Origin of the sequence: Xenophilus sp., from assembly GCF_044462705.1 — a bacterium.
Classification (GTDB): domain Bacteria; phylum Pseudomonadota; class Gammaproteobacteria; order Burkholderiales; family Burkholderiaceae_C; genus Xenophilus; species Xenophilus azovorans.
On the sequence record NZ_JBIQNC010000106.1, the window covers coordinates 1 to 17,239 of the forward strand.

Annotated in this window: 19 protein-coding genes and 1 pseudogene; 7 read left to right on the top strand and 13 right to left on the bottom strand. The window is 73.1% G+C overall.

What is annotated here, in order from left to right:
• Nucleotides 1–123 precede the first annotated feature (123 nt).
• Nucleotides 124–942: a creatininase family protein gene (locus ACIY1X_RS15900; RefSeq protein ID WP_038211495.1), complete on the top strand. Its 819-nt coding sequence runs from the start codon at nucleotides 124–126 to the stop codon at nucleotides 940–942.
• Between the two features lie 154 nt (nucleotides 943–1,096).
• Nucleotides 1,097–1,345 carry a GlsB/YeaQ/YmgE family stress response membrane protein gene (locus ACIY1X_RS15905; protein ID WP_038211488.1) on the top strand — a complete coding sequence of 83 codons (249 nt, stop codon included), beginning with the start codon at nucleotides 1,097–1,099 and terminating at the stop codon, nucleotides 1,343–1,345.
• A gap of 31 nt (nucleotides 1,346–1,376) precedes the next feature.
• On the opposite strand, the gene ACIY1X_RS15910 is transcribed toward ACIY1X_RS15905, so the two are convergent.
• From ACIY1X_RS15910 to ACIY1X_RS15920, 3 genes are read right to left on the bottom strand one after another with little or no spacing between them, the layout of a single operon-like run.
• Nucleotides 1,377–2,762, bottom strand: coding sequence for an L-serine ammonia-lyase (locus ACIY1X_RS15910; RefSeq protein WP_399682216.1), 1,386 nt, complete (start codon nucleotides 2,760–2,762; stop codon nucleotides 1,377–1,379).
• A gap of 4 nt (nucleotides 2,763–2,766) precedes the next feature.
• Nucleotides 2,767–3,939: a M20 aminoacylase family protein gene (locus ACIY1X_RS15915; RefSeq protein ID WP_038211486.1), complete on the bottom strand. Its 1,173-nt coding sequence runs from the start codon at nucleotides 3,937–3,939 to the stop codon at nucleotides 2,767–2,769.
• Nucleotides 3,940–3,962: 23 nt separating this feature from the next.
• Nucleotides 3,963–5,315 (bottom strand): DUF3100 domain-containing protein, encoded by a 1,353-nt coding sequence (locus ACIY1X_RS15920; protein ID WP_399682181.1) that lies wholly within the window; start codon nucleotides 5,313–5,315, stop codon nucleotides 3,963–3,965.
• Nucleotides 5,316–5,520: 205 nt separating this feature from the next.
• Here ACIY1X_RS15920 and ACIY1X_RS15925 point away from each other — a divergent pair, with 205 nt between their 5' ends.
• From ACIY1X_RS15925 to cutA, 3 genes are read left to right on the top strand one after another with little or no spacing between them, the layout of a single operon-like run.
• Nucleotides 5,521–6,480, top strand: a complete 960-nt coding sequence (locus ACIY1X_RS15925) for a LysR family transcriptional regulator (RefSeq protein ID WP_399682219.1) — start codon at nucleotides 5,521–5,523, stop codon at nucleotides 6,478–6,480.
• Nucleotides 6,477–6,821 carry a hypothetical protein gene (locus tag ACIY1X_RS15930; RefSeq protein ID WP_399682183.1) on the top strand — a complete coding sequence of 115 codons (345 nt, stop codon included), beginning with the start codon at nucleotides 6,477–6,479 and terminating at the stop codon, nucleotides 6,819–6,821. Before ACIY1X_RS15925 ends, ACIY1X_RS15930 begins: the two co-directional genes overlap by 4 nt.
• A 47-nt stretch (nucleotides 6,822–6,868) precedes the next feature.
• Nucleotides 6,869–7,189, top strand: a complete 321-nt coding sequence (cutA, locus tag ACIY1X_RS15935) for a divalent-cation tolerance protein CutA (protein WP_399682186.1) — start codon at nucleotides 6,869–6,871, stop codon at nucleotides 7,187–7,189.
• A gap of 9 nt (nucleotides 7,190–7,198) precedes the next feature.
• Here the strand turns inward: cutA and ACIY1X_RS15940 are convergent, their stop codons facing one another.
• A complete protein-coding gene (locus ACIY1X_RS15940; RefSeq protein WP_399682188.1) occupies nucleotides 7,199–7,873 on the bottom strand; it encodes a histidine phosphatase family protein in 675 nt (224 codons plus the stop codon).
• An 84-nt stretch (nucleotides 7,874–7,957) separates the two neighbouring features.
• On the opposite strand from ACIY1X_RS15940, the gene ACIY1X_RS15945 reads away from it, so the two are divergent.
• Complete coding sequence (locus tag ACIY1X_RS15945; RefSeq protein ID WP_399682190.1) at nucleotides 7,958–8,596, top strand: intradiol ring-cleavage dioxygenase; 639 nt, start codon at nucleotides 7,958–7,960, stop codon at nucleotides 8,594–8,596.
• Between the two features lie 13 nt (nucleotides 8,597–8,609).
• Here ACIY1X_RS15945 and ACIY1X_RS15950 read toward each other — a convergent pair whose 3' ends face one another.
• From ACIY1X_RS15950 to ACIY1X_RS15985, 8 genes are all read right to left on the bottom strand, one after another.
• Nucleotides 8,610–9,575 (bottom strand): threonine dehydratase, encoded by a 966-nt coding sequence (locus ACIY1X_RS15950; RefSeq protein ID WP_399682193.1) that lies wholly within the window; start codon nucleotides 9,573–9,575, stop codon nucleotides 8,610–8,612.
• Nucleotides 9,576–9,583: 8 nt separating this feature from the next.
• Nucleotides 9,584–10,216 carry a LysE family translocator gene (locus ACIY1X_RS15955; RefSeq protein WP_399682196.1) on the bottom strand — a complete coding sequence of 211 codons (633 nt, stop codon included), beginning with the start codon at nucleotides 10,214–10,216 and terminating at the stop codon, nucleotides 9,584–9,586.
• Nucleotides 10,216–10,914 carry a VOC family protein gene (locus ACIY1X_RS15960; protein WP_399682199.1) on the bottom strand — a complete coding sequence of 233 codons (699 nt, stop codon included), beginning with the start codon at nucleotides 10,912–10,914 and terminating at the stop codon, nucleotides 10,216–10,218. The genes ACIY1X_RS15955 and ACIY1X_RS15960 overlap by 1 nt, the downstream gene beginning before the upstream one ends.
• A gap of 62 nt (nucleotides 10,915–10,976) precedes the next feature.
• Nucleotides 10,977–11,912 carry a PhzF family phenazine biosynthesis protein gene (locus ACIY1X_RS15965; RefSeq protein WP_399682202.1) on the bottom strand — a complete coding sequence of 312 codons (936 nt, stop codon included), beginning with the start codon at nucleotides 11,910–11,912 and terminating at the stop codon, nucleotides 10,977–10,979.
• A 5-nt stretch (nucleotides 11,913–11,917) separates the two neighbouring features.
• Nucleotides 11,918–12,550, bottom strand: coding sequence for a glutathione S-transferase family protein (locus tag ACIY1X_RS15970; protein WP_399682205.1), 633 nt, complete (start codon nucleotides 12,548–12,550; stop codon nucleotides 11,918–11,920).
• Nucleotides 12,551–12,555: 5 nt separating this feature from the next.
• Nucleotides 12,556–13,728: a PLP-dependent aminotransferase family protein gene (locus ACIY1X_RS15975; protein WP_399682222.1), complete on the bottom strand. Its 1,173-nt coding sequence runs from the start codon at nucleotides 13,726–13,728 to the stop codon at nucleotides 12,556–12,558.
• Nucleotides 13,729–13,730: 2 nt separating this feature from the next.
• On the bottom strand, nucleotides 13,731–14,699 hold the full coding sequence (locus tag ACIY1X_RS15980) for a DMT family transporter (protein WP_399682207.1): 969 nt from the start codon (nucleotides 14,697–14,699) through the stop codon (nucleotides 13,731–13,733).
• Nucleotides 14,696–15,295: a LysE family translocator gene (locus ACIY1X_RS15985; protein ID WP_399682210.1), complete on the bottom strand. Its 600-nt coding sequence runs from the start codon at nucleotides 15,293–15,295 to the stop codon at nucleotides 14,696–14,698. The genes ACIY1X_RS15980 and ACIY1X_RS15985 overlap by 4 nt, the downstream gene beginning before the upstream one ends.
• 93 nt (nucleotides 15,296–15,388) lie before the next feature.
• Here ACIY1X_RS15985 and ACIY1X_RS15990 point away from each other — a divergent pair, with 93 nt between their 5' ends.
• Complete coding sequence (locus tag ACIY1X_RS15990; RefSeq protein WP_399682213.1) at nucleotides 15,389–16,813, top strand: PLP-dependent aminotransferase family protein; 1,425 nt, start codon at nucleotides 15,389–15,391, stop codon at nucleotides 16,811–16,813.
• A gap of 229 nt (nucleotides 16,814–17,042) precedes the next feature.
• Here the strand turns inward: ACIY1X_RS15990 and ACIY1X_RS15995 are convergent.
• Nucleotides 17,043–17,239 (bottom strand): annotated as a pseudogene (locus ACIY1X_RS15995) (phospholipase D family protein); the annotation flags it as partial.

Genomic DNA, 17,239 nt, shown 5'->3' on the forward strand with positions numbered 1-17,239 from the left:
GGCGAGGCCAGCACCAGCCTGGCGGCGCTGGAGGCCGCGATCGCCCGCGCCGAGAAGATCCAGTCCCGCGAGCGCGAGACGACCTCCCTGCGTTGAGCACGCCGGCGCGCCTAAGATCGCGCCATGACCGCCTCCCCGCCGCCCCGCTTCTGGGCCCAGCTCGGCACCCGCGACTTCGCCGCCCTCGACCCGGCCGCCGCCGTCGCCGTGCTGCCGCTGGGCGCCACCGAGCAGCACGGCCCGCACCTGCCGCTGGAGGTGGACACCGTGCTGGCCGACGGCATCGTGCGGGCGGCCCTGCCGCTGCTGCCGGCGGCGCTGCCGGTGCTGTTCCTGCCCACGCAGGCCATCGGCCTCAGCCCGGAGCACGCGCGCTTCGCCGGCACGCTCACGCTCTCGGCCGAGACGCTGATCCGCATGTGGAAGGAGATCGGCGCCTGCGTGGCCCGCGCCGGGCTGAAGAAGCTGGTGCTGTTCAACGCGCACGGCGGCCACGTCGGCGCGATGGACATCGTCGCCCGCGAGCTGCGCGAGGCGCACGACCTGCTGGTGTGGAGCGTGAGCTGGTTCAACCTGCCGCTGGCCGACGCCGCCGGCCGCCCCATCGCGCTGGACCGCTTCGACGTGCACGCCGGCCAGTCCGAGACGGCCATGATGCTGGCGCTCGCGCCCGGCGCGGTGCGCATGGACGCGGCGCAGGACTTCCGGCCGGCCTCCGAGCAGCGCGCCGCCGACTACCCCGTGATCGGCAACGGCCGCAGCGCCCGGCTGGGCTGGGCGATGCAGGACTACCACCCGCAGGGCGCCGCCGGCAATGCCGCCGCCGCCACCGCCGGGCAGGGGCGCATGCTGGTGGAGGCGGCCGCGCGCGGCCTCGCCCAGGTGCTGCAGGAGGTGTCGCGGGTGCCGCTGTCGGCGCTCGGGCCCGACCCCGCAGGCTGAAAAGGACGGGCGCCGGGCCCACCTGCTTGTAGGACATTGGCAGACAGCGCCGGCGGCCGCGCGCCCGCACAATGCACCGGCGCGCGCAGGGCGGCGCCGCCACTATCATGCGCCGGCTGTCGCATCACCCCGTTCAACAAGAGGAAAGAACACCATGAGCATCATCTGGACCATCCTGATCGGCTTCGTCGTCGGCCTGATCGCGCGTGCCGTCAAGCCCGGCGACGACTCGGCCGGCTTCATCGTCACCACCGTCATCGGCATCCTGGGCTCGGTGGTCGCGACCTATCTCGGCCAGGCGATGGGCTGGTATGCCGCGGGCCAGCCGGCCAGCTTCATCGCCTCGGTGCTCGGCGCGATCGTCCTGCTGGTGCTGTGGGGGCTGATCCGCAAGAAGACCTGAAGCAAACCGGCCGCGCCGGCGGAGGGCGGGTTCAGCACTCCACCACGTTGACGGCCAGGCCGCCGAGCGAAGTCTCCTTGTAGGTGAACTTCATGTCCTCGCCGGTCTGCTTCATGGTGCGGATGATGGTGTCCAGCGACACGTAGTGGCTGCCGTCGCCGCGCAGCGCCATGCGCGCGGCGTTGATGGCCTTGACGGCGCCCATCGCGTTGCGCTCCACGCAGGGGATCTGCACCAGCCCGCCCACCGGGTCGCAGGTCAGGCCCAGGTTGTGCTCCATGCCGATCTCGGCCGCGTTCTCCACCTGCCGCGGCGTGCCGCCCTGTGCCGCGGCCAGCGCGCCGGCCGCCATCGAGCAGGCCACGCCCACCTCGCCCTGGCAGCCGACCTCGGCGCCCGAGATGGAGGCGTTGGTCTTGTAGAGCATGCCGATGGCCGCGGCGGTGAGCAGGAAGTCGATCACGCCCGCCTCGCTCGCGCCGGGCACGAACTTCACGTAGTAGTGCAGCACCGCCGGCACCACGCCGGCGGCGCCGTTGGTGGGCGCGGTGACCACGCGCCCGCCCGCGGCGTTCTCCTCGTTCACGGCCATGGCGAAGGCGTTGACCCAGTCCATCGCCGCCAGTGGGTCGGCGCCCGCACCGCCCGCCGAGAGGCTGCGGTGCAGCTCGGGCGCGCGCCGGCGCATGTGCAGCGCGCCGGGCAGCGGCTCGGCCGCCTGCGCGTTGTCGATGCCGAAGCCGCGTTCCACGCAGTCCTGCATCACCTGCCAGATGCGCAGCAGGCCGGCGCGCACCTCTGCCTCGGGGCGCCAGGCGCACTCGTTGGCCAGCACCAGCGAGGCGATCGAGCGCTGCTGCGCTGCGGCGTGCGCCATCAGTTCGTCGCCGGTGCCGAAGGGGAAGGGCAGCGCCACGGCATGCACCGACGTGGCCGGCGCCTCGGCGCCGCCCTCGACCACGAAGCCGCCGCCGACCGAGAAGTAGTGCGCCTCGCGCAGCAGCGCGCCGGCCGCGTCGAAGGCGGCCACGCGCATCGCGTTGGGATGCTCGGGCATCGAGCGCTCGCCGAGGAAGGCGATGTCGCGCTGCGGATCGAACTCGATGGCGTGCGTGCCCAGCAGCGGCAGGCGCTTGTCGCGCCGCACGCCGGCGACCTGCGCGGCGGCGCGGGCCGGGTCCACCGTGTCGGGCGCCTCGCCCATCAGGCCCAGCAGCACGCCCTGGTCGGTGGCGTGGCCGCGGCCGGTCGCGCCGAGCGAGCCGAACAGCTCCACCTGCACCCGCGCGGCGCGCGCCAGCAGCTCCTGCGCTTCGAGCGAGCGCACGAACATCAGCGCCGCGCGCATCGGCCCCACCGTGTGCGAACTGGAGGGGCCGATGCCAATCTTGAAGATGTCGAAGGCGGACAGCATCAGCGCATCATGCGACGGGGAGCTGCTGCTTGACCAGTGCCACCCAGTAGGCCGCGCCCAGCGGCAGGATGTTGTCGTTGAAGTCGTAGTAGGGGTTGTGCACGGGCGGGTCGCTTGGGCCTTCGCCGGCGCCGATGGCGATGTAGGCGCCGGGGCGCTTCTGCAGCATGAAGGCGAAGTCCTCCGAGCCCATGGCGGGCGGGATGCCGGTGTCCACCTTGTCCTCGCCCACCAGGCTGGCGGCGGCGGCCACGGCGGCGGCCGTCTCCTTCGGGGTGTTGACCACGCCCGGGTAGCCGCGCATGTAGTTCAGCGCCACCCGCGCGCCGTGCGTGGCCGCCGTGCCCTCGCAGATCTGCTGCATCGCCGCCTGCACCCTGTCCTGGATGCCGGCGTCCAGCGTGCGCACGGTGCCGCGCAGCACCACCTCCTCGGGGATCACGTTCCAGGTGTCGCCGCCGTGGATCTGCGTGACGCTGACCACGGCCGAGTCGGTGGCGCCGGTGCGGCGGCTCACGATGGTCTGCAGCGCGTTGACGAGCTGCGAGGCCACCACGATGGAATCGATGCCGGTCTCGGGCATGGCGCCGTGGCTGCCCTTGCCGGTGACGGTGATCTCGAAGGTGTCGAGGTAGGCCGTCATGGTGCCGGTGCGAATGGCGAAGCGCCCGCGCGGCAGGCCCGGGAAGTTGTGCATGCCGTACACCGCGTCGGCGGGGAACTGCTCGAACAGCCCCTCTTCCACCATCACGCGGCCGCCGCCCTCGTTCTCCTCGCCGGGCTGGAAGACGAAGTGCACCGTGCCCCGGAAGGGCTTGTGCCGCGCCAGGTGCGCGGCCGCGCCCAGCAGCATGGCGGTGTGGCCGTCGTGGCCGCAGCCGTGCATCTTGCCCTGGCAGGTGGAGATGTGCGGCTTGTGGCTGCCCAGCTCCTGCATGTTCAGCGCGTCCAGGTCGGCGCGCAGCGCGATGCTGGGTCCTTCGCCGTGCTTCAGCGTGGCGACCACGCCGGTGGTGGCCAGGCCGCGGTGGATGGGCAGGCCCATCAGCGTGAGCGCGTGGGCCACCACGTTGGCGGTGCGGTGCTCCTCGAAGGCGGTCTCGGGGTTGGCGTGGATGTCGCGGCGCCAGGCGACCATGCTCTGGCGGATGTCTTCGGCGATCTCGGGGTCGCGGTACATGGGGTTTCCGTGTCGTCGTGGGGTCAGTGGAAGAATTCGGCGATCAATGTCGCGCCCAGGAAGGTGCCCGCCGTCGCGGCCAGCGACACCACCACGATGCGCCAGCCCAGCCGGCGGAACAGGGGCAGGTCCTTGGCGACCGAGAAGCCGGCCAGCGCCAGCACCGGCGTGGTGAAGGCCATGAAGTTCAGCTTGCCGGTCAGCTCCAGCACCGTGGCGGTGAAGGGGAACATGCCCGGGATGCCGACCGCCGTGGCCACCACGCCCAGCGTGATGACCAGCGGCAGCCGGGGGACGAAGCGCTTGACGGCGGTGACCACGGCCACGATGGCCACGACGATCAGCATGCCTTCCAGCGACACCAGCGGCGACACCTTGTACGACAGGGCGTTGGCGATCACCACGCCGCCGGTCATCAGCACCCAGGCCAGCGCCGTGTCGCCGAGCGAGACGCCGTGCATGCTGCCCAGGGCGCTCTTCGCGTCGGGCGCGGCCTCCTCGACCGCCTGGCGGCCGCGCTTCGTGAGGCGGCCCAGCACCGGCTCCAGCTTGCCGTACAGCCACGAGCAGGCCGGCAGCGACAGGAAGAGCGTGAAGTAGAAGCCCACCACCATGGTCAGCAGGTTGGACGCCGCGGCGATGGCGGTGACCTCCTCCACCATGTGCGGCGGCAGCTGCGCCGTGATGGTGCCCAGCGCGGCCGCCATCAGGCTGCCCGAGCCCACGCCGGCGCCCATGGCCAGCGAACGCGGGTCGAAGATGTTCAGGCTGGCGACGAAGCCGGCCAGGATGGCGATGAACAGCGCGCCCAGCACCGTGCCGGTGATGTACTCGGCCAGCACGCCGCGGCCCTCGGCCGAGGCCATGCCGTACTTCTCGCCGATGATGGCGATGTTGCCCTCGCGGCCCACCGAGAAGGTGGAGCCCACCGCCTCGCGCTTGATGCCCAGCACCAGCGCCAGCGGCAGGCCCAGCACCAGCGTGCCGAAGGCGTGGCCGAACTCCTGGAAGAACAGCGCCCAGCCGGCCTTCATGACCAGCGGCAGCGCGCCGCCCACCGTCAGGCTGAGCTTGGCGACGAACAGCATCAGCGCGGCGTTGAGCAGGCCGCCGGCCAGGCCCTGCAGCCCGGTGTCGATGCGCACGGCGGCGGGCATGCGGCGCTGCGCGGTGCCCCAGGCGGCGGCGATCAGCAGCGCCCACAGCATGGGCAGCAGCACGACCTTGCCGGGGCCGGCCTGGAACTGGGCCGAGCCGATCCACTCGGCCAGCGCGACGACCAGCAGCGTGACGATCAGCAGGCGCAGGCGGCCGGCCAGGGGCGAGGCGAGCGGCGCGCCGGACAGCGCCGGGGAGGTGGACGAGGCGGTATTCATGGAGGGGAGCTTTCCTACGTGTCGAAGCGGGCGCGAGGAGAAGAAGAAAGAAAGGGCGGCGGCCGCCCGCACCCCGGCCGGCCGCGCTGCCGGCGGGCCGGCGCAGCGAAGTCTCGTCAAGCCGCGCTGTTGCATCAATGACCGGAAGTTGGGATATTTGTTGCATGAAATGCAACGCTCGGGGCGCCACCCCATGCTGAACGCGATGGACGACCGGCTCGACGCGCGCCGCGTGCGCTACTTCATGCAGGTGGTGGAAAGCGGCTCGGTGCGCGGCGCGGCCGAGGTACTGGGCATGGACCCGTCGGCCGTCAGCCGCGCCATCGGCGTGCTGGAGCAGGACTGCGGCACGCGCCTGCTGGAGCGGCGCGGCCGCGGCGTGGTGCCCACCGACGCCGGCGAACTCCTGGCCGGCTACCTGCGCCGCCAGCACAGCCAGAAGCAGCAGTTGCTGGCCCAGCTCGACAGCATCCAGAAGATCGAGCGCGGCCACATCGACATCGTCGCCGGCGAGGGCTTCGTCGACTGGCTGATGCGCCACAGCCTGCGCCGCTTCATGGCGCAGCATCCCGGCATCACCGTCGACCTGTCGGTGGGCAGTTCCGACGAGATCGTGCGGCGCATCGTCGAGGAGCGGGCCCACATCGGCATGCTGTTCCAGCCGCCGCGCGACGACCGGCTGCGCTCGCACCACTCGCACTCCCAGCCGATCCAGACGCTGGTGCTCGACGCGCATCCGCTGGCCCGGCTGGGGCGCTCGCTGAAGCTGGCCGACCTGCAGCCGTACCCCGGCGTCGCGCTGCACCACAGCTTCGGCGTGCGCCAGCACATCGAGGCGGCGGAGATCAGCGAAGGCGTGCGGCTGAACACGGTGCTGACCACCAGCTCCTTCAACGCCCTGGGCCACTTCGTGGTGGCGGGGCTGGGCTACGCGCTGTCCACCCGCATGTCGCTGCCGTCCACGCTGGACGCCGCGCGCGTGGTCGCGCTGCCGATGAGGAACCCGCTGCTGTCGCAGGGCCGCGTGCACGTGGTGTCGCGCCACGGCCGGGTGCTGGCGCCGGCCGCGTCCACGCTGCTGCGGCAGATCGTGGCCGACTTCTCGCTCTCGACCAGCCCGGCGGCCGACCTGTCGGGCACCGCGCCGGGGGAGGCGCAGGCGTGAACGCGCCCCGCACGCCGCGCGTGCGCCGCCGCCACCACGTCTACGTCGTCGAGCTGGACGACCGGGTGTGGAACAGCGCGCGCTTCCGCCGCTCCAATCCCGGCTGGCAGCTCGGCCGGCCCTTCGTCTACGTGGGCATGACGGGCCTGGACCCGGACCTGCGCTTCGACCGCCACAAGGCCGGCCTGCAGGCCAACCGCTTCGTCCTGCTGTACGGCCTGCGCCTGCTGCCGCAGCTCTACGAGCGCCACAACCCGATGACCTACAAGGAGGCGCAGGCGATGGAGGTGGAATTGGGGATCCGCCTGCGCGCGCTGGGCTACGGCGTGTGGCAGGGTTAGGGCCCCCGCCGCCGCTGCTTCTTCTTGATGCCTGAAAGGAACACCCGATGAGCGACACCGCCTGCATCGTCCTGACCACCGCCGGCACCGAGGACGAGGCCGAACAGCTGGCCGACGCCATCGTGCAGGCACGCCTGGCCGCCTGCGTGCAAATCCAGCGGGTGCGCAGCGTCTACGCGTGGCAGGGCGAGACGCGCCGCGAGCCCGAGTGGCTGCTGATGGCCAAGACCCGCGCCGGCCGCTTCGCCGAGCTGGAGGCCTTCATCCGCGAGCGCCACGGCTACGAGGTGCCGGAGATCGTGCAGGTGCCGATCACCGCCGGCTCGGCGGCCTACCTGCGCTGGCTGGGCGAGGCGACGGCGGGCTGAGCGCGTGCCTCAGGCGTAGGTCACCCAGTCCTCGTACGCCGGCCCGTCCAGGTGCGGCAGGGTGTTGTAGGTCACCAGCATGTGCCGCTTGGGCGTGAAGGCGAACTCGGTCACCGCGGTGTTGCGGATGCGCAGGTTCAGCTCGATGGTCGTCTCGGCGCTGGTGCCCAGCACGTGGCCCACCGCGGTCGAGATCGGCCCGCCGCTGCTGACCACCAGCACCTTCGCGCCGTGGTGGCGGTCGCGCACGTGGTCCAGCGCGGTGGTCACGCCGGCGAGGAAGTCCACGTAGCTGGGCATGCCCACCGGCGCGGTGCGGCCCTGCATCCAGGCGGCGAGCCCGTCGCGCAGCAGGCGGAAGTGCTGGCGGTACAGCTCGGGGGTGTCGGGCTTTTCCAGCTTTTCGGGGTGGATGCTCGCCACCACCGCGGCGCTGTCGTACTCGTTCAGGCCGGGCCAGGGCAGGACGTCGTCCCGCGTCAGGCCGAGCCCCCTGGCGATGCCTTCCCAGGTCTCGCGGTGGCGGCGCAGCGTGCCGGTGATGACGGCGTCGAACTGCATGCCGCGCTCGCGCCAGTAGGCGCCCAGCCGCTCGGCCTGGCGGTGGCCCAGCTCGCTGAGCTGGTCGTAGTCGTCGGCGCCGAAGGAGGCCTGGCCGTGGCGCACGAGGTAGAGGGTTCCCATGCCCCGGATTCTGGCGAAGGCGCACGCCGGGCGGCGTCGCGCCAGCGACCGGAACTTCGCTGCCCGGGATGGCGTCGGAAGGCGATGCCCGACGTCGCCTCATCTCCGCGCCGCCTCGTTCTGCGAGCTGCTGCCGCCACCGCCGTCGCGGCGCCCGCGCTCTGGCTGGGCGCCCGCGCGCAGCCGGCCGGCGCCCGCCGCCTCACGCCCGCCCAGACCGAAGGCCCGTTCTACCCCGACCGCCTGCCGGCCGACCAGGACGGCGACCTGCTGCGCAACGGCACGCTGCGCTACGGCGGCGGCCAGCCGGCGTGGGTCGAGGGGCGGGTCAGCGACCTCGACGGCCGGCCGGTGGCTGGCGCGCAGGTCGAGATCTGGCAGTGCGACGAAGGCGGCCGCTACCACCACAGCGGCGACGGCAACCGGGCGGACCCGGCCTTCCAGGGCTTCGGGCGGGTAACGGTGGGGGCCGACGGCGCCTGGCGCTTCCGCACCATCCGGCCGGTGCCCTACACCGGGCGCACGCCGCACATCCACTTCAAGGTGAAGCTGGGCGCGCGCGAGCTGCTCACCACGCAGCTCTACGTGGAGGGCGACGCCGGCAACGCCCGCGACGGCCTCTGGCGCCGCCTGAGCGCGGAAGACCGCGCGGCGGTGACGGTGCCTTTCGTGCCCGGCAGCGACGGTCTGCAGGCGCGCTTCCCGATCGTCGTCGCCGCCTGACGGGCGTACGCCGCTACCCGCCGCGCAGCACCTGCGCGAACAGCGGCGCGTCCACGTTGCCGCCGGTGAGCATCACGCCCACCCGCCGCCTGGCCCAGCGTTCGCGCTGCTGCATCGCGGCGGCCAGCGCGGCGGCGCCGGCCCCTTCGGCCAGGTTGTGGGTGGCGCGGTAGAGCAGGCGCATGGCGGCGGCCACCTCCTCGTCGGTGACGGCGACCACGTCGTCGGCCTCGCGGCGCAGCACCTCCAGCGATTCGGGCACCGGCGTGCGGCAGGCCATGCCGTCGGCCAGCACCGTGCTCACCGGCGCCTCCACGGCATGGCCGGCGCGCCAGGAATCGAGGTACGCCGTCGCATGCGCCGACACCACGCCCACCAGCCGGGTCTTCACCCCCGCGTGCGCCCGCGCCGCCGCGGCGGCGGCGAAGCCCGAGCCCAGGCCGATGGGCACGAACAGCACCTCCGGCGGCGCCTCGCGCAGCGCCTCGAAGAACTCGACGCAGGCCGTCGCCACGCCGCGCACCAGCTCGCGGTCGAAGCTCGGCACGCGATGCAGGCCCTGCGCCTCGGCCAGTTCCGCCGCATGCTCGGCGGCGGCCTGGAAGTCGTCGCCGTGCTCGACCAGCGTGACGCCCAGCGCGCGCATGGCGGCGTTCTTCTCCACCGAATTGCCGTGCGGCACCACGATGGTGGCCGCCAGGCCGTGCCGCCGCGCCGCGAAACCGACCGACTGGCCGTGGTTGCCGCGCGTGGCGCTGATGACGTGCCGCACGCCGGGCTGCGTGCGCCGCAGCGCGTCGAAGTAGGTCAGCCCGCCGCGGAGCTTGAAGGCACCCACGGGCGTGTGGTTCTCGTGCTTGAGCCAGACCTCGCAGCCCAGCGCCTCGGCCAGCAGCGGCCAGGCGTACTGCGGCGTGGGCGGCAGCGCGGCCTGCACGGTGCGCCGTGCGTCGGCGATCTCGTCGGCGGTGAATCGCATGGCGGGCCTCACTCGCGTTCGGGCAGGGCGATGCGAACGGCCAGCGCGGCCAGCACGCTGCCTATCACCCAGCGCTGGGCGCGCAGCCAGCCCTCGCTGCGCGAGAGGAAGACGGTGATGCCGGCCGCGCCCAGCACCAGCGCGCAGTTCACCGCGCCGCTGATGCCGATCTGGATCGCGCCCAGCTTCAGGCTCTGCAGCAGCACCGAGCCCTGGTCCGGGTGCAGGAACTGCGGGAAGAAGGAAAGGTAGAACATCGCCACCTTCGGGTTCAGCACGTTGGTGAGGAAGCCCATGGCGAACAGCCGGCGCGGCGGGTCGGTCGGCAGGGTGCGCGGCTGGAAGGGCGCCGCGCCGCCCGGCTTCACCGCCTGCCAGGCCAGCCACGCCAGGTAGGCCGCGCCGGCCAGCCGGATCGCGTCGAAGGCGAAGGGCACGGCCAGCAGCAGCGCCGTGAGGCCCAGCGAGGCCGCCATCAGGTGCACGACGAAGCCCAGCAGCACCCCGGCCAGCGAGAGCAGCCCCGCCGCACGGCCCTGGCACAGCGCGCGAGAGACGCAATAGATCATGTTCGGCCCCGGCGTGAGCACCAGCACCAGGGCGGCCAGGGAGAAGAACAGCAGTTCGTGCAGGCCGGTCATCAGAGTCCTTTCGATGCGAGCGTGACCTCGCCGCGCGGCGTGTGCAGCCGCGCGGCCAGGCTGGGGGCGCCGGCCTCCACCGGCACGGTGTCCTGCAGGCCCAGCGCCGCCAGCGCCGGGCGCAGCGCCTCGGGCCGCGGGTGCGTCGCCTGCAGGTCCAGCAGGTCGACGCCGGCGTGCGGCAGGCTGTCGGCGGGGTGCGCGTCGCCGCCCCACTGGATCAGCGTGGGCAGCGCGCCGTAGAAGAGGCGCTGGCCGTCGTCGCGCACGGTGATCTGCCACTGCAGGCGGCCGGCAGGCGTCTGCCGCGAGGCCGCGAGCACCGCGCCGCGGTCGATCGGCGCCGGCCCGGCGGCCAGCGCCTGCACGGCGGCGTGCATGTCGGGCACGCGGGCGACCCAGTGCACCAGGCGCGGGCCGTCGTGCTCCAGGCCGGCCTGGAGCACCGGGTCGTCCAGGTCGAACCAGCGCCGCAGGCCGCGGGCGCGGGCAGGCTGCGCGCCGTGGTCGATGGCGATGATCTCCAGGTAACAGCGCGGGAAGCCGGCACCGCCCAGCGCCAGCAGCCGGTTGTGCGTGCCCATCAGCGGGTGCGCGCCGCCGGGCGCGGGCGTGACGCCCAGCGTCGCCTCGCACCAGGCCACGCCCTCGGCCAGCGAGGCGGCGGCGACGACGAGGTGGTCGATCTGCGGGGACATCGGCATACCTTCGCGCTGGCGCGCTGCGGTGCGAGCCCCCTTCGGAGCGGCCGGGCGGGGGCTCACAGTGCCACGCGGCCCTCGATGCAGGGCGCGACGTCGCCGCCCACCCACACCTGGCCCTCCGCGTCGCGCTCGATGAAGACGCGGCCGTCGCGCCCCAGGCACTGCCCCTGGCCGGCGACGTAGCGCTCGCCCAGGTGGCCCTCCGCGATCAGCCACTGCGCCAGGCTGGCGTTGAGGCTGCCGGTGACCGGGTCCTCGTCCACGCCGATGGGCGCGGCGAAGGCGCGCACCTCCAGGTCCACCGTGTCCTCGCGTTCGGCCACGGCGACGTCGCCCTCGTCCTGGCGGCCCCCAAAGGCGCGCGCCTCGCGGCTGGAGCGGCCGATCAGGAAGGGCGACGCCTGCGACGCCGGCAGCCCGGCGACGCCGATCTTCTGCCCCAGCTCGCGCAGCGCGCGGTGGTCGGGCCGCAGCGACAGCACGGCCTCGTCGTCGGCCAGCAGCAGGCCCAGCCACACCGGGCCGTTGTCCAGCATCTGCGCAGCGAGGATCTGCGGCGCCTTCAGGCCCAGAGCGGCGGCCACCTTGGCCAGCAGCATCGGGCTCGGCGCGCTGCGCCTGACCGGCGGCGCGGCGAAGGCCAGCCGCCCGCCGGCGCGGATGTCCACCAGCCCCACGGCGCACTGCTGCACCACGCGGCCCTGGCGTCGCGGCCGGCCGCCGGCGCGCAGCCACGCATGGCAGGTGCCCAGCGTCGGGTGGCCGGCGAAGGGCAGCTCGCCGCCGGGCGTGAAGATGCGCACGCGGTAGTCGGCCGTCGGGTCGGTGGGCGGCAGCACGAAGGTGGTTTCCGACAAGTTCGTCCAGCGCGCGAAGCGCTGCATCGCCTCGTCGGAAAGGCCCTCGGCGTCGAGCACGACCGCGAGCGGGTTGCCGAAGCCGGGCGTGCCGGTGAAGACGTCGACTTGCTGGAAGGAGCGAGAGGAGGTCACGGTGGTCATTCCAGGGGGAGATCCAGCACGCCGCGCGCGCCGGGGCGTGCCTGCACCTCGGCGAACCAGCGCTCCAGGTGCGGCCAGGTCGGGTGCCGGTACTCGGCCGGCGGCAGGCCGAACCAGCGGTGCACCTCGCAGCCGATGGGGATGTCGGCCATGGTGAAGCGCTCGCCGGCCATGAAGGGCCGGCTGGCGAGGTGGGCGTCGAGCATCGCCATCAGCGGCTCGGTGGCAGCGACCGACTGCGCGATCACCTGCGCGTCGCGTTCGGCCGGCGGCGTGCGCACCCACTGCAGGAAGGCGCCGCCGCTCACGCGGTTGAGCGTGGTCTGCTGCCAATCCATCCAGCGCTCGGCGTCGAAGCGCTCGGGCAGCTGCTCGGGGTAGAGCTGCCGCGTCCAGTGCCGGGCGCACAGGTAGCGCACGATCACGTTCGACTCCCACAGCACGAAGCCGTCGTCGTCGCTGATGGCCGGCACCAGCGCGTTCGGGTTCAGCGCCAGGTACTCGGGCGACTGCACCACGCCGTACTTGCCGCCGGCCTCGGTGCGCTGGAAGTCCAGGCCCAGCTCCTGCGCGCACCACACCACCTTGCGCACGTTGATCGAGCTGATGCGGCCCCAGATGTTCAGCATGGCGCTCACCCCTTGCCCAGCGCCTCGCGCACGGCCTCGGCCAGCGCGGCGACGGCGGTGGCGATCTGCTCGGGCGTGGCGGTGACGAAGGACAGCCGCAGCGTGCGCACGTCCGGCTCGCCGGCGTAGAAGGGCGCGCCGGGCACGAAGGCCACGTGGCGCTCCACCGCGCGCGCCAGCAGCGCGCCGGTGTCGATGCCCTCGGGCAGGCGCAGCCACAGGAACATGCCGCCGGCGGGCACGTTGAACTCGACGTCCAGGCCGTGCATCTCCCGGCGCAGCGCCGCCACCATCGCATCGCGCTGCTGCCTGTAGAGCGCGCGGATGGTGGGCACGTGGCGGTCGAGGAAGCCGTCCTTCATCACCGCAGTCACCATGCGCTGGGTGAAGATGGGCGTGTGCAGGTCCACCGCCTGCTTGGCCTGCAGCAGCTTGGGGAAGATCGCCTTCGGCGCGACCAGGAAGCCCAGCCGCAGGCCCGGCGCCAGCACCTTGGAGAAGGAGCCCAGGTAGATGCAGCCCCCGGGGTTGCGGGCCGTGAGCGGCGCCGGCGGCGGCTGGTCGAACCACAGCTCGCCGTAGGGGTTGTCCTCGACGATCGGCAGGCCGGCCTCGGCGGCGACGGCCGAGACGGCGGCGCGGCGCGCCTCGCTCATCGTGTGGCCGGTGGGGTTCTGGAAGTTGGGCAGCAGGTAGATGAAACGCGCGTCCTTCGCCTTTGCTCGCAGGTCGTTGGCCAGCACGCCCTCGTGGTCGCTCGCCACGCTCACCGCCTGCGGCTCCATCGGGCTGAAGGCCTGCAGCGCGCCCAGGTAGGTCGGTGTTTCCACCAGCACCTTGCTGCCCGGGTCGAGCAGCACCTTGGCGATCAGGTCCAGGCCCTGCTGCGAGCCGGTGGTGATCAGCACCTGCGCCGGGTCCACGTCCCACGGCAGCATGCCGGCCACCGCCTGGCGCAGCGGCGCGTAGCCCTCGCTGGCGGCGTACTGCAGCGCGGCCTGGCCGTCGGTGGCCAGCACCTCGGCGCAGGCGGCGGCGAACTCGCTCACGGGGAAGGTCTTCGGCGAGGGCAGGCCGCCGGCCAGGCTGATGACGTCCGGGCGCTCGGTGACCTTCAGGATCTCGCGGATCGCCGAGGGGTTCATCTTTTCCGCGCGGGCGGCGAGGGTCCAGGTCATCGTCATGAGGGGCTCCTTGATGTCGTTGTGTCGAGCGTGCGCCGGGCGCTGTCCGCCGCGGCAGGTTGTGAGAACTTCTTGCCCGCCACCACCGTGGCCACCACGGCCGCGGCGAAGCCGAGCGTCACCACGTCCAGCGGCTCGCCCAGCAGGGGGATCGAGGCGAGGATCGAGAAGAAGGGCTGGAGGAGCTGCGTCTGGCTCACGCGCAGGGCGCCGCCCATGGCCAGCCCGCGGTACCAGGCGAAGAAGCCCATCCACATCGAGAACACCCCGAGGTAGACGAAGCCGGCCCAGGCCGAGGGGGCCGCCGGCCGGTCGGGCCACAGCGCGACGGTGGCGGGCAGCGTGAGCGGCAGCGCCATCACGCAGACCCAGCAGATGACGCGCTCCGCGCCCAGCGCCGGCGTGACCTGCGCGCCGTAGATGTAGCCCACCGAGGCGGCGATCACCGCGCCGACCAGCAGCACGTCGGCCCACTCGAAGCCGAAGCCGTGCCCCTGCTGCCAGGCGCGCAGCAGCGAGAAGGCCACCACCAGCGCGCTGCCCAGCACCGCGCAGACCCAGAAGCCCAGCCGCGCGCGCTGGTGCAGCACCCAGGCCGCGACGGCGGCCGTCACCAGCGGCAGCAGCGCGGTGATCACGGCCGCATGGCCGGCGGTGACGCTGCGCAGCGCATAGGCCAGCAGCAGCGGATAGCCGATCACGTTGCCCAGCACCGCCATCGCCAGCGGCTTCCACTGGTGCGGCTGCGGCCGCGGCGAACGCGTGGCGAGCAGGAAGACCGCCGACAGCGCGCCGGCCAGCGCCGCGCGCCCCACCGTCACGAACCAGGGCGAGAGCTGCGGCGCCTCGGCCGTGCCGGTGGCCAGCCGGGTGGCCGGCAGCGTGATGCCGAAGAAGGCCACGCCCAGCACGCCCAGCCACAGCCCCAGCGTCTCTTCGCGCGTCGGCCTGTGCGCGGCCGTCATGCGACCGCCATCCAGGCCGCGGTGAGCACCAGCACCAGCGCCATCGCGCGGTTGAACCAGAGCAGGCGGCTCCCCTGCGCGAGCCACCGGCGCAGCAGCGCGCCGGCCGCCGCATAGAGGAAGTTGCTGGCAAAGGCGAACAGCAGCATCACCGCCAGCACCAGCCCCGTGCGCTGCGCCGCGTCGGCCTTGCCGGCCACCCAGCCGGCCACGATGGCCAGCGCCAGCAGCCAGGCCTTGATGTTCACGAACTGCAGGCCCACGCCCTGCCAGAAGCCGACCTGCATGCGCGCGCCGTCGGCCTGGCCCAGCCGGCCGCTTTGCGACAGCTTGAACGCCAGCCACAGCAGGTAGGCGATGCCCAGCGCCTTGACTGCCAGCCGCGCCGCCGGCACGGCCGTCACCAGCGCGCCCAGGCCGCCGGCCGTGAGCAGCAGCAGCAGGCTCCAGCCAAAGGGCACGGCGACCACGAAGCGCATCGCGCCGCGCAGCCCGCCGTTGGCCGCGAGGGCCGTGGCCAGCGTGGTGTTGGGGCCGGGCGTGAAGCTCATCGCCGTGGCCAGCACCAGCAGTGCCGTGAATTCTTGCCATTCCATGGAAACGCACTCTAAACTGAGGACCATTACACAACCAGTACAGATTCGAGAACATTGAGGGCCATCTGTACTGGTCACCGCGCCGACACACGCATGCTGACACGAACATCCGCCCAGACGCTGACCGAGCAGCTCGCCGACCGCTTTGCCGAGCGCATCCGCAACCGCCTGCTGGCGCCCGGCGCGCGCCTGCCCTCGGTGCGCGAATGCGCGCGCCAGCAGGGCGTGAGCCCGCACACCGTGGTGGCCGCCTACGACCAGCTGCTCGCGCAGGGGCTGGTCGAGGCGCGTCGCCAGCGCGGCTTCTACGTGCGCAGCGAGGCCGCGGCGCCGGCGCGCCCCGGGCGCGGTGCGGCCGACGAGGCATCGGCGCCCGCCGCCACCGTGCTGGCGGCCGCGCCGGCCGACGCCAGCACGCTGATCCGCGGCATGTTCCACCGCCAGAGCGACAAGCCCCAGCCCGGCATGGGCGTGCTGCCGCCCGACTGGCTGGAGAGCAGCTTCATGCCCGCCGCGGTGCGCCGCGTCACCGGCGTGAAGGCGCTGCAGGAGTTCTCGCTCCAGTACGGTGACCCGGCCGGCGACGCCGGCCTGCGCCGCAGCCTGGCGAAGAAGCTGGCCGGCATCCAGCTGGAGGTGCCGCCCGCGCAGATCGTCACCACCGTCGGCGCCACGCACGCGCTGGACATCGTCAGCCGCACCCTGCTGCGCGCCGGCGACCCGGTGATGGTGGAGGAGCCCGGCTGGGCGGTGGAGTTCGCGCGGCTGGAGGCGCTGGGCATGCGCGTGCTGCCCGTGCCGCGCCGCGCCGACGGGCCCGACCTGGAGGTGATGCAGCGCTATTGCGAGGCGCATGCGCCCAAGCTCTTCGTCAGCGTCAGCGTGCTGCACAACCCGACGGGCCACTGCCTCTCGCCGGCCAGCGCGCACCGCGTGCTGCAGATGGCGCAGCAGCACGACTTCCACATCGTCGAGGACGACACCTACAGCCACCTCGCCCCCGAGCACGCCACGCGCCTGTCGGTGCTGGACGGCCTCTCGCGCACCATCTACGTCAGCGGCTTCGCCAAGATCCTGGCGCCCAACTGGCGCATCGGCTTCCTCACCGCCTCGCCGGCCCTGGTCGAGCGGCTGCTGGAGACCAAGCTGCTGGCCACCCTTACCACGCCGGCGCTGTTCGAGCGGGCGCTGGCCTGGTGCATCGACCAGGGCCAGTTGCGCCGGCACGTCGAGCGCATCCGCCTGCGGCTGGACGGCGCCCGCGCCCGCGCGGTGAAGCTGGCGCTGGCGCACGGGTGCACGCTGGCCGCCGAGCCGGCCGGCCTGTTCGGCTGGGTCCAGACCGGCGTGGACACCGACACGCTGACGCAGCGCATGCTGGACGAGGGCTATCTGCTCGCGCCGGGCTCGCTGTTCCACGCGCGCCGCGCGCCGACCACGCTGATGCGCATCAACTTCGCGACGACGCAGGACGCGGCGTTCTGGAAGACCTTCGTGCGGGTGCGCGATGGGCTGTGAGCGGAGCGTCCTGGGCGTGCTGGTGCTGGGGGCTGCGCTTGCGGGCTGCGGTCCCTCCGGGCCCCTATCCCTTCTTCACCTCCTGCGAGCGCCAGTGGCTGGATGCCGATGGGGAGGCCGTGCTCGCCACCCTCGGGCGGCGGGCGCTGGGCGCGGGCGGCTGCTGCGCGACCGGCGGCACCTACCGCTCCGTAGACGGACGGCACTGGACCCCGCGGTAGCGGACGCGCTACAGCATCTCGTCCGGCGCCAGCGGCCCGATCAGCTGCAGCAGCAGCCGCAGGCCCAGGCTGGCGTCGGGCTCGCGGCGCGCGTCCTGCAGCCCGCTACCCTGCGGCGCGCGCCAGACCAGGGCGCCGCCGTCGGTGCGTTCGACGTGCCAGGCGCCCTCGCGCAGCGCCGTCTCGATCGACTGCGTCGCCTGCT

Excerpts from the sequence above, each read along its gene's own strand:
- ACIY1X_RS15955 (WP_399682196.1), bottom strand. The coding sequence starts at position 10,216 with ATGACCGGCCTGCACGAACTGCTGTTCTTCTCCCTGGCCGCCCTGGTG.
- ACIY1X_RS15980 (WP_399682207.1), bottom strand. The coding sequence starts at position 14,699 with ATGACGGCCGCGCACAGGCCGACGCGCGAAGAGACGCTGGGGCTGTGG.
- ACIY1X_RS15975 (WP_399682222.1), bottom strand. The coding sequence starts at position 13,728 with ATGACCTGGACCCTCGCCGCCCGCGCGGAAAAGATGAACCCCTCGGCG.
- ACIY1X_RS15970 (WP_399682205.1), bottom strand. The coding sequence starts at position 12,550 with ATGCTGAACATCTGGGGCCGCATCAGCTCGATCAACGTGCGCAAGGTG.
- ACIY1X_RS15915 (WP_038211486.1), bottom strand. The coding sequence starts at position 3,939 with ATGTACCGCGACCCCGAGATCGCCGAAGACATCCGCCAGAGCATGGTC.
- ACIY1X_RS15925 (WP_399682219.1), top strand. The coding sequence starts at position 5,521 with ATGGACGACCGGCTCGACGCGCGCCGCGTGCGCTACTTCATGCAGGTG.
- ACIY1X_RS15940 (WP_399682188.1), bottom strand. The coding sequence starts at position 7,873 with ATGGGAACCCTCTACCTCGTGCGCCACGGCCAGGCCTCCTTCGGCGCC.
- ACIY1X_RS15900 (WP_038211495.1), top strand. The coding sequence starts at position 124 with ATGACCGCCTCCCCGCCGCCCCGCTTCTGGGCCCAGCTCGGCACCCGC.
- ACIY1X_RS15905 (WP_038211488.1), top strand. The coding sequence starts at position 1,097 with ATGAGCATCATCTGGACCATCCTGATCGGCTTCGTCGTCGGCCTGATC.
- ACIY1X_RS15990 (WP_399682213.1), top strand. The coding sequence starts at position 15,389 with ATGCTGACACGAACATCCGCCCAGACGCTGACCGAGCAGCTCGCCGAC.
- ACIY1X_RS15945 (WP_399682190.1), top strand. The coding sequence starts at position 7,958 with ATGCCCGACGTCGCCTCATCTCCGCGCCGCCTCGTTCTGCGAGCTGCT.
- ACIY1X_RS15985 (WP_399682210.1), bottom strand. The coding sequence starts at position 15,295 with ATGGAATGGCAAGAATTCACGGCACTGCTGGTGCTGGCCACGGCGATG.
- cutA (WP_399682186.1), top strand. The coding sequence starts at position 6,869 with ATGAGCGACACCGCCTGCATCGTCCTGACCACCGCCGGCACCGAGGAC.
- ACIY1X_RS15960 (WP_399682199.1), bottom strand. The coding sequence starts at position 10,914 with ATGTCCCCGCAGATCGACCACCTCGTCGTCGCCGCCGCCTCGCTGGCC.
- ACIY1X_RS15950 (WP_399682193.1), bottom strand. The coding sequence starts at position 9,575 with ATGCGATTCACCGCCGACGAGATCGCCGACGCACGGCGCACCGTGCAG.
- ACIY1X_RS15920 (WP_399682181.1), bottom strand. The coding sequence starts at position 5,315 with ATGAATACCGCCTCGTCCACCTCCCCGGCGCTGTCCGGCGCGCCGCTC.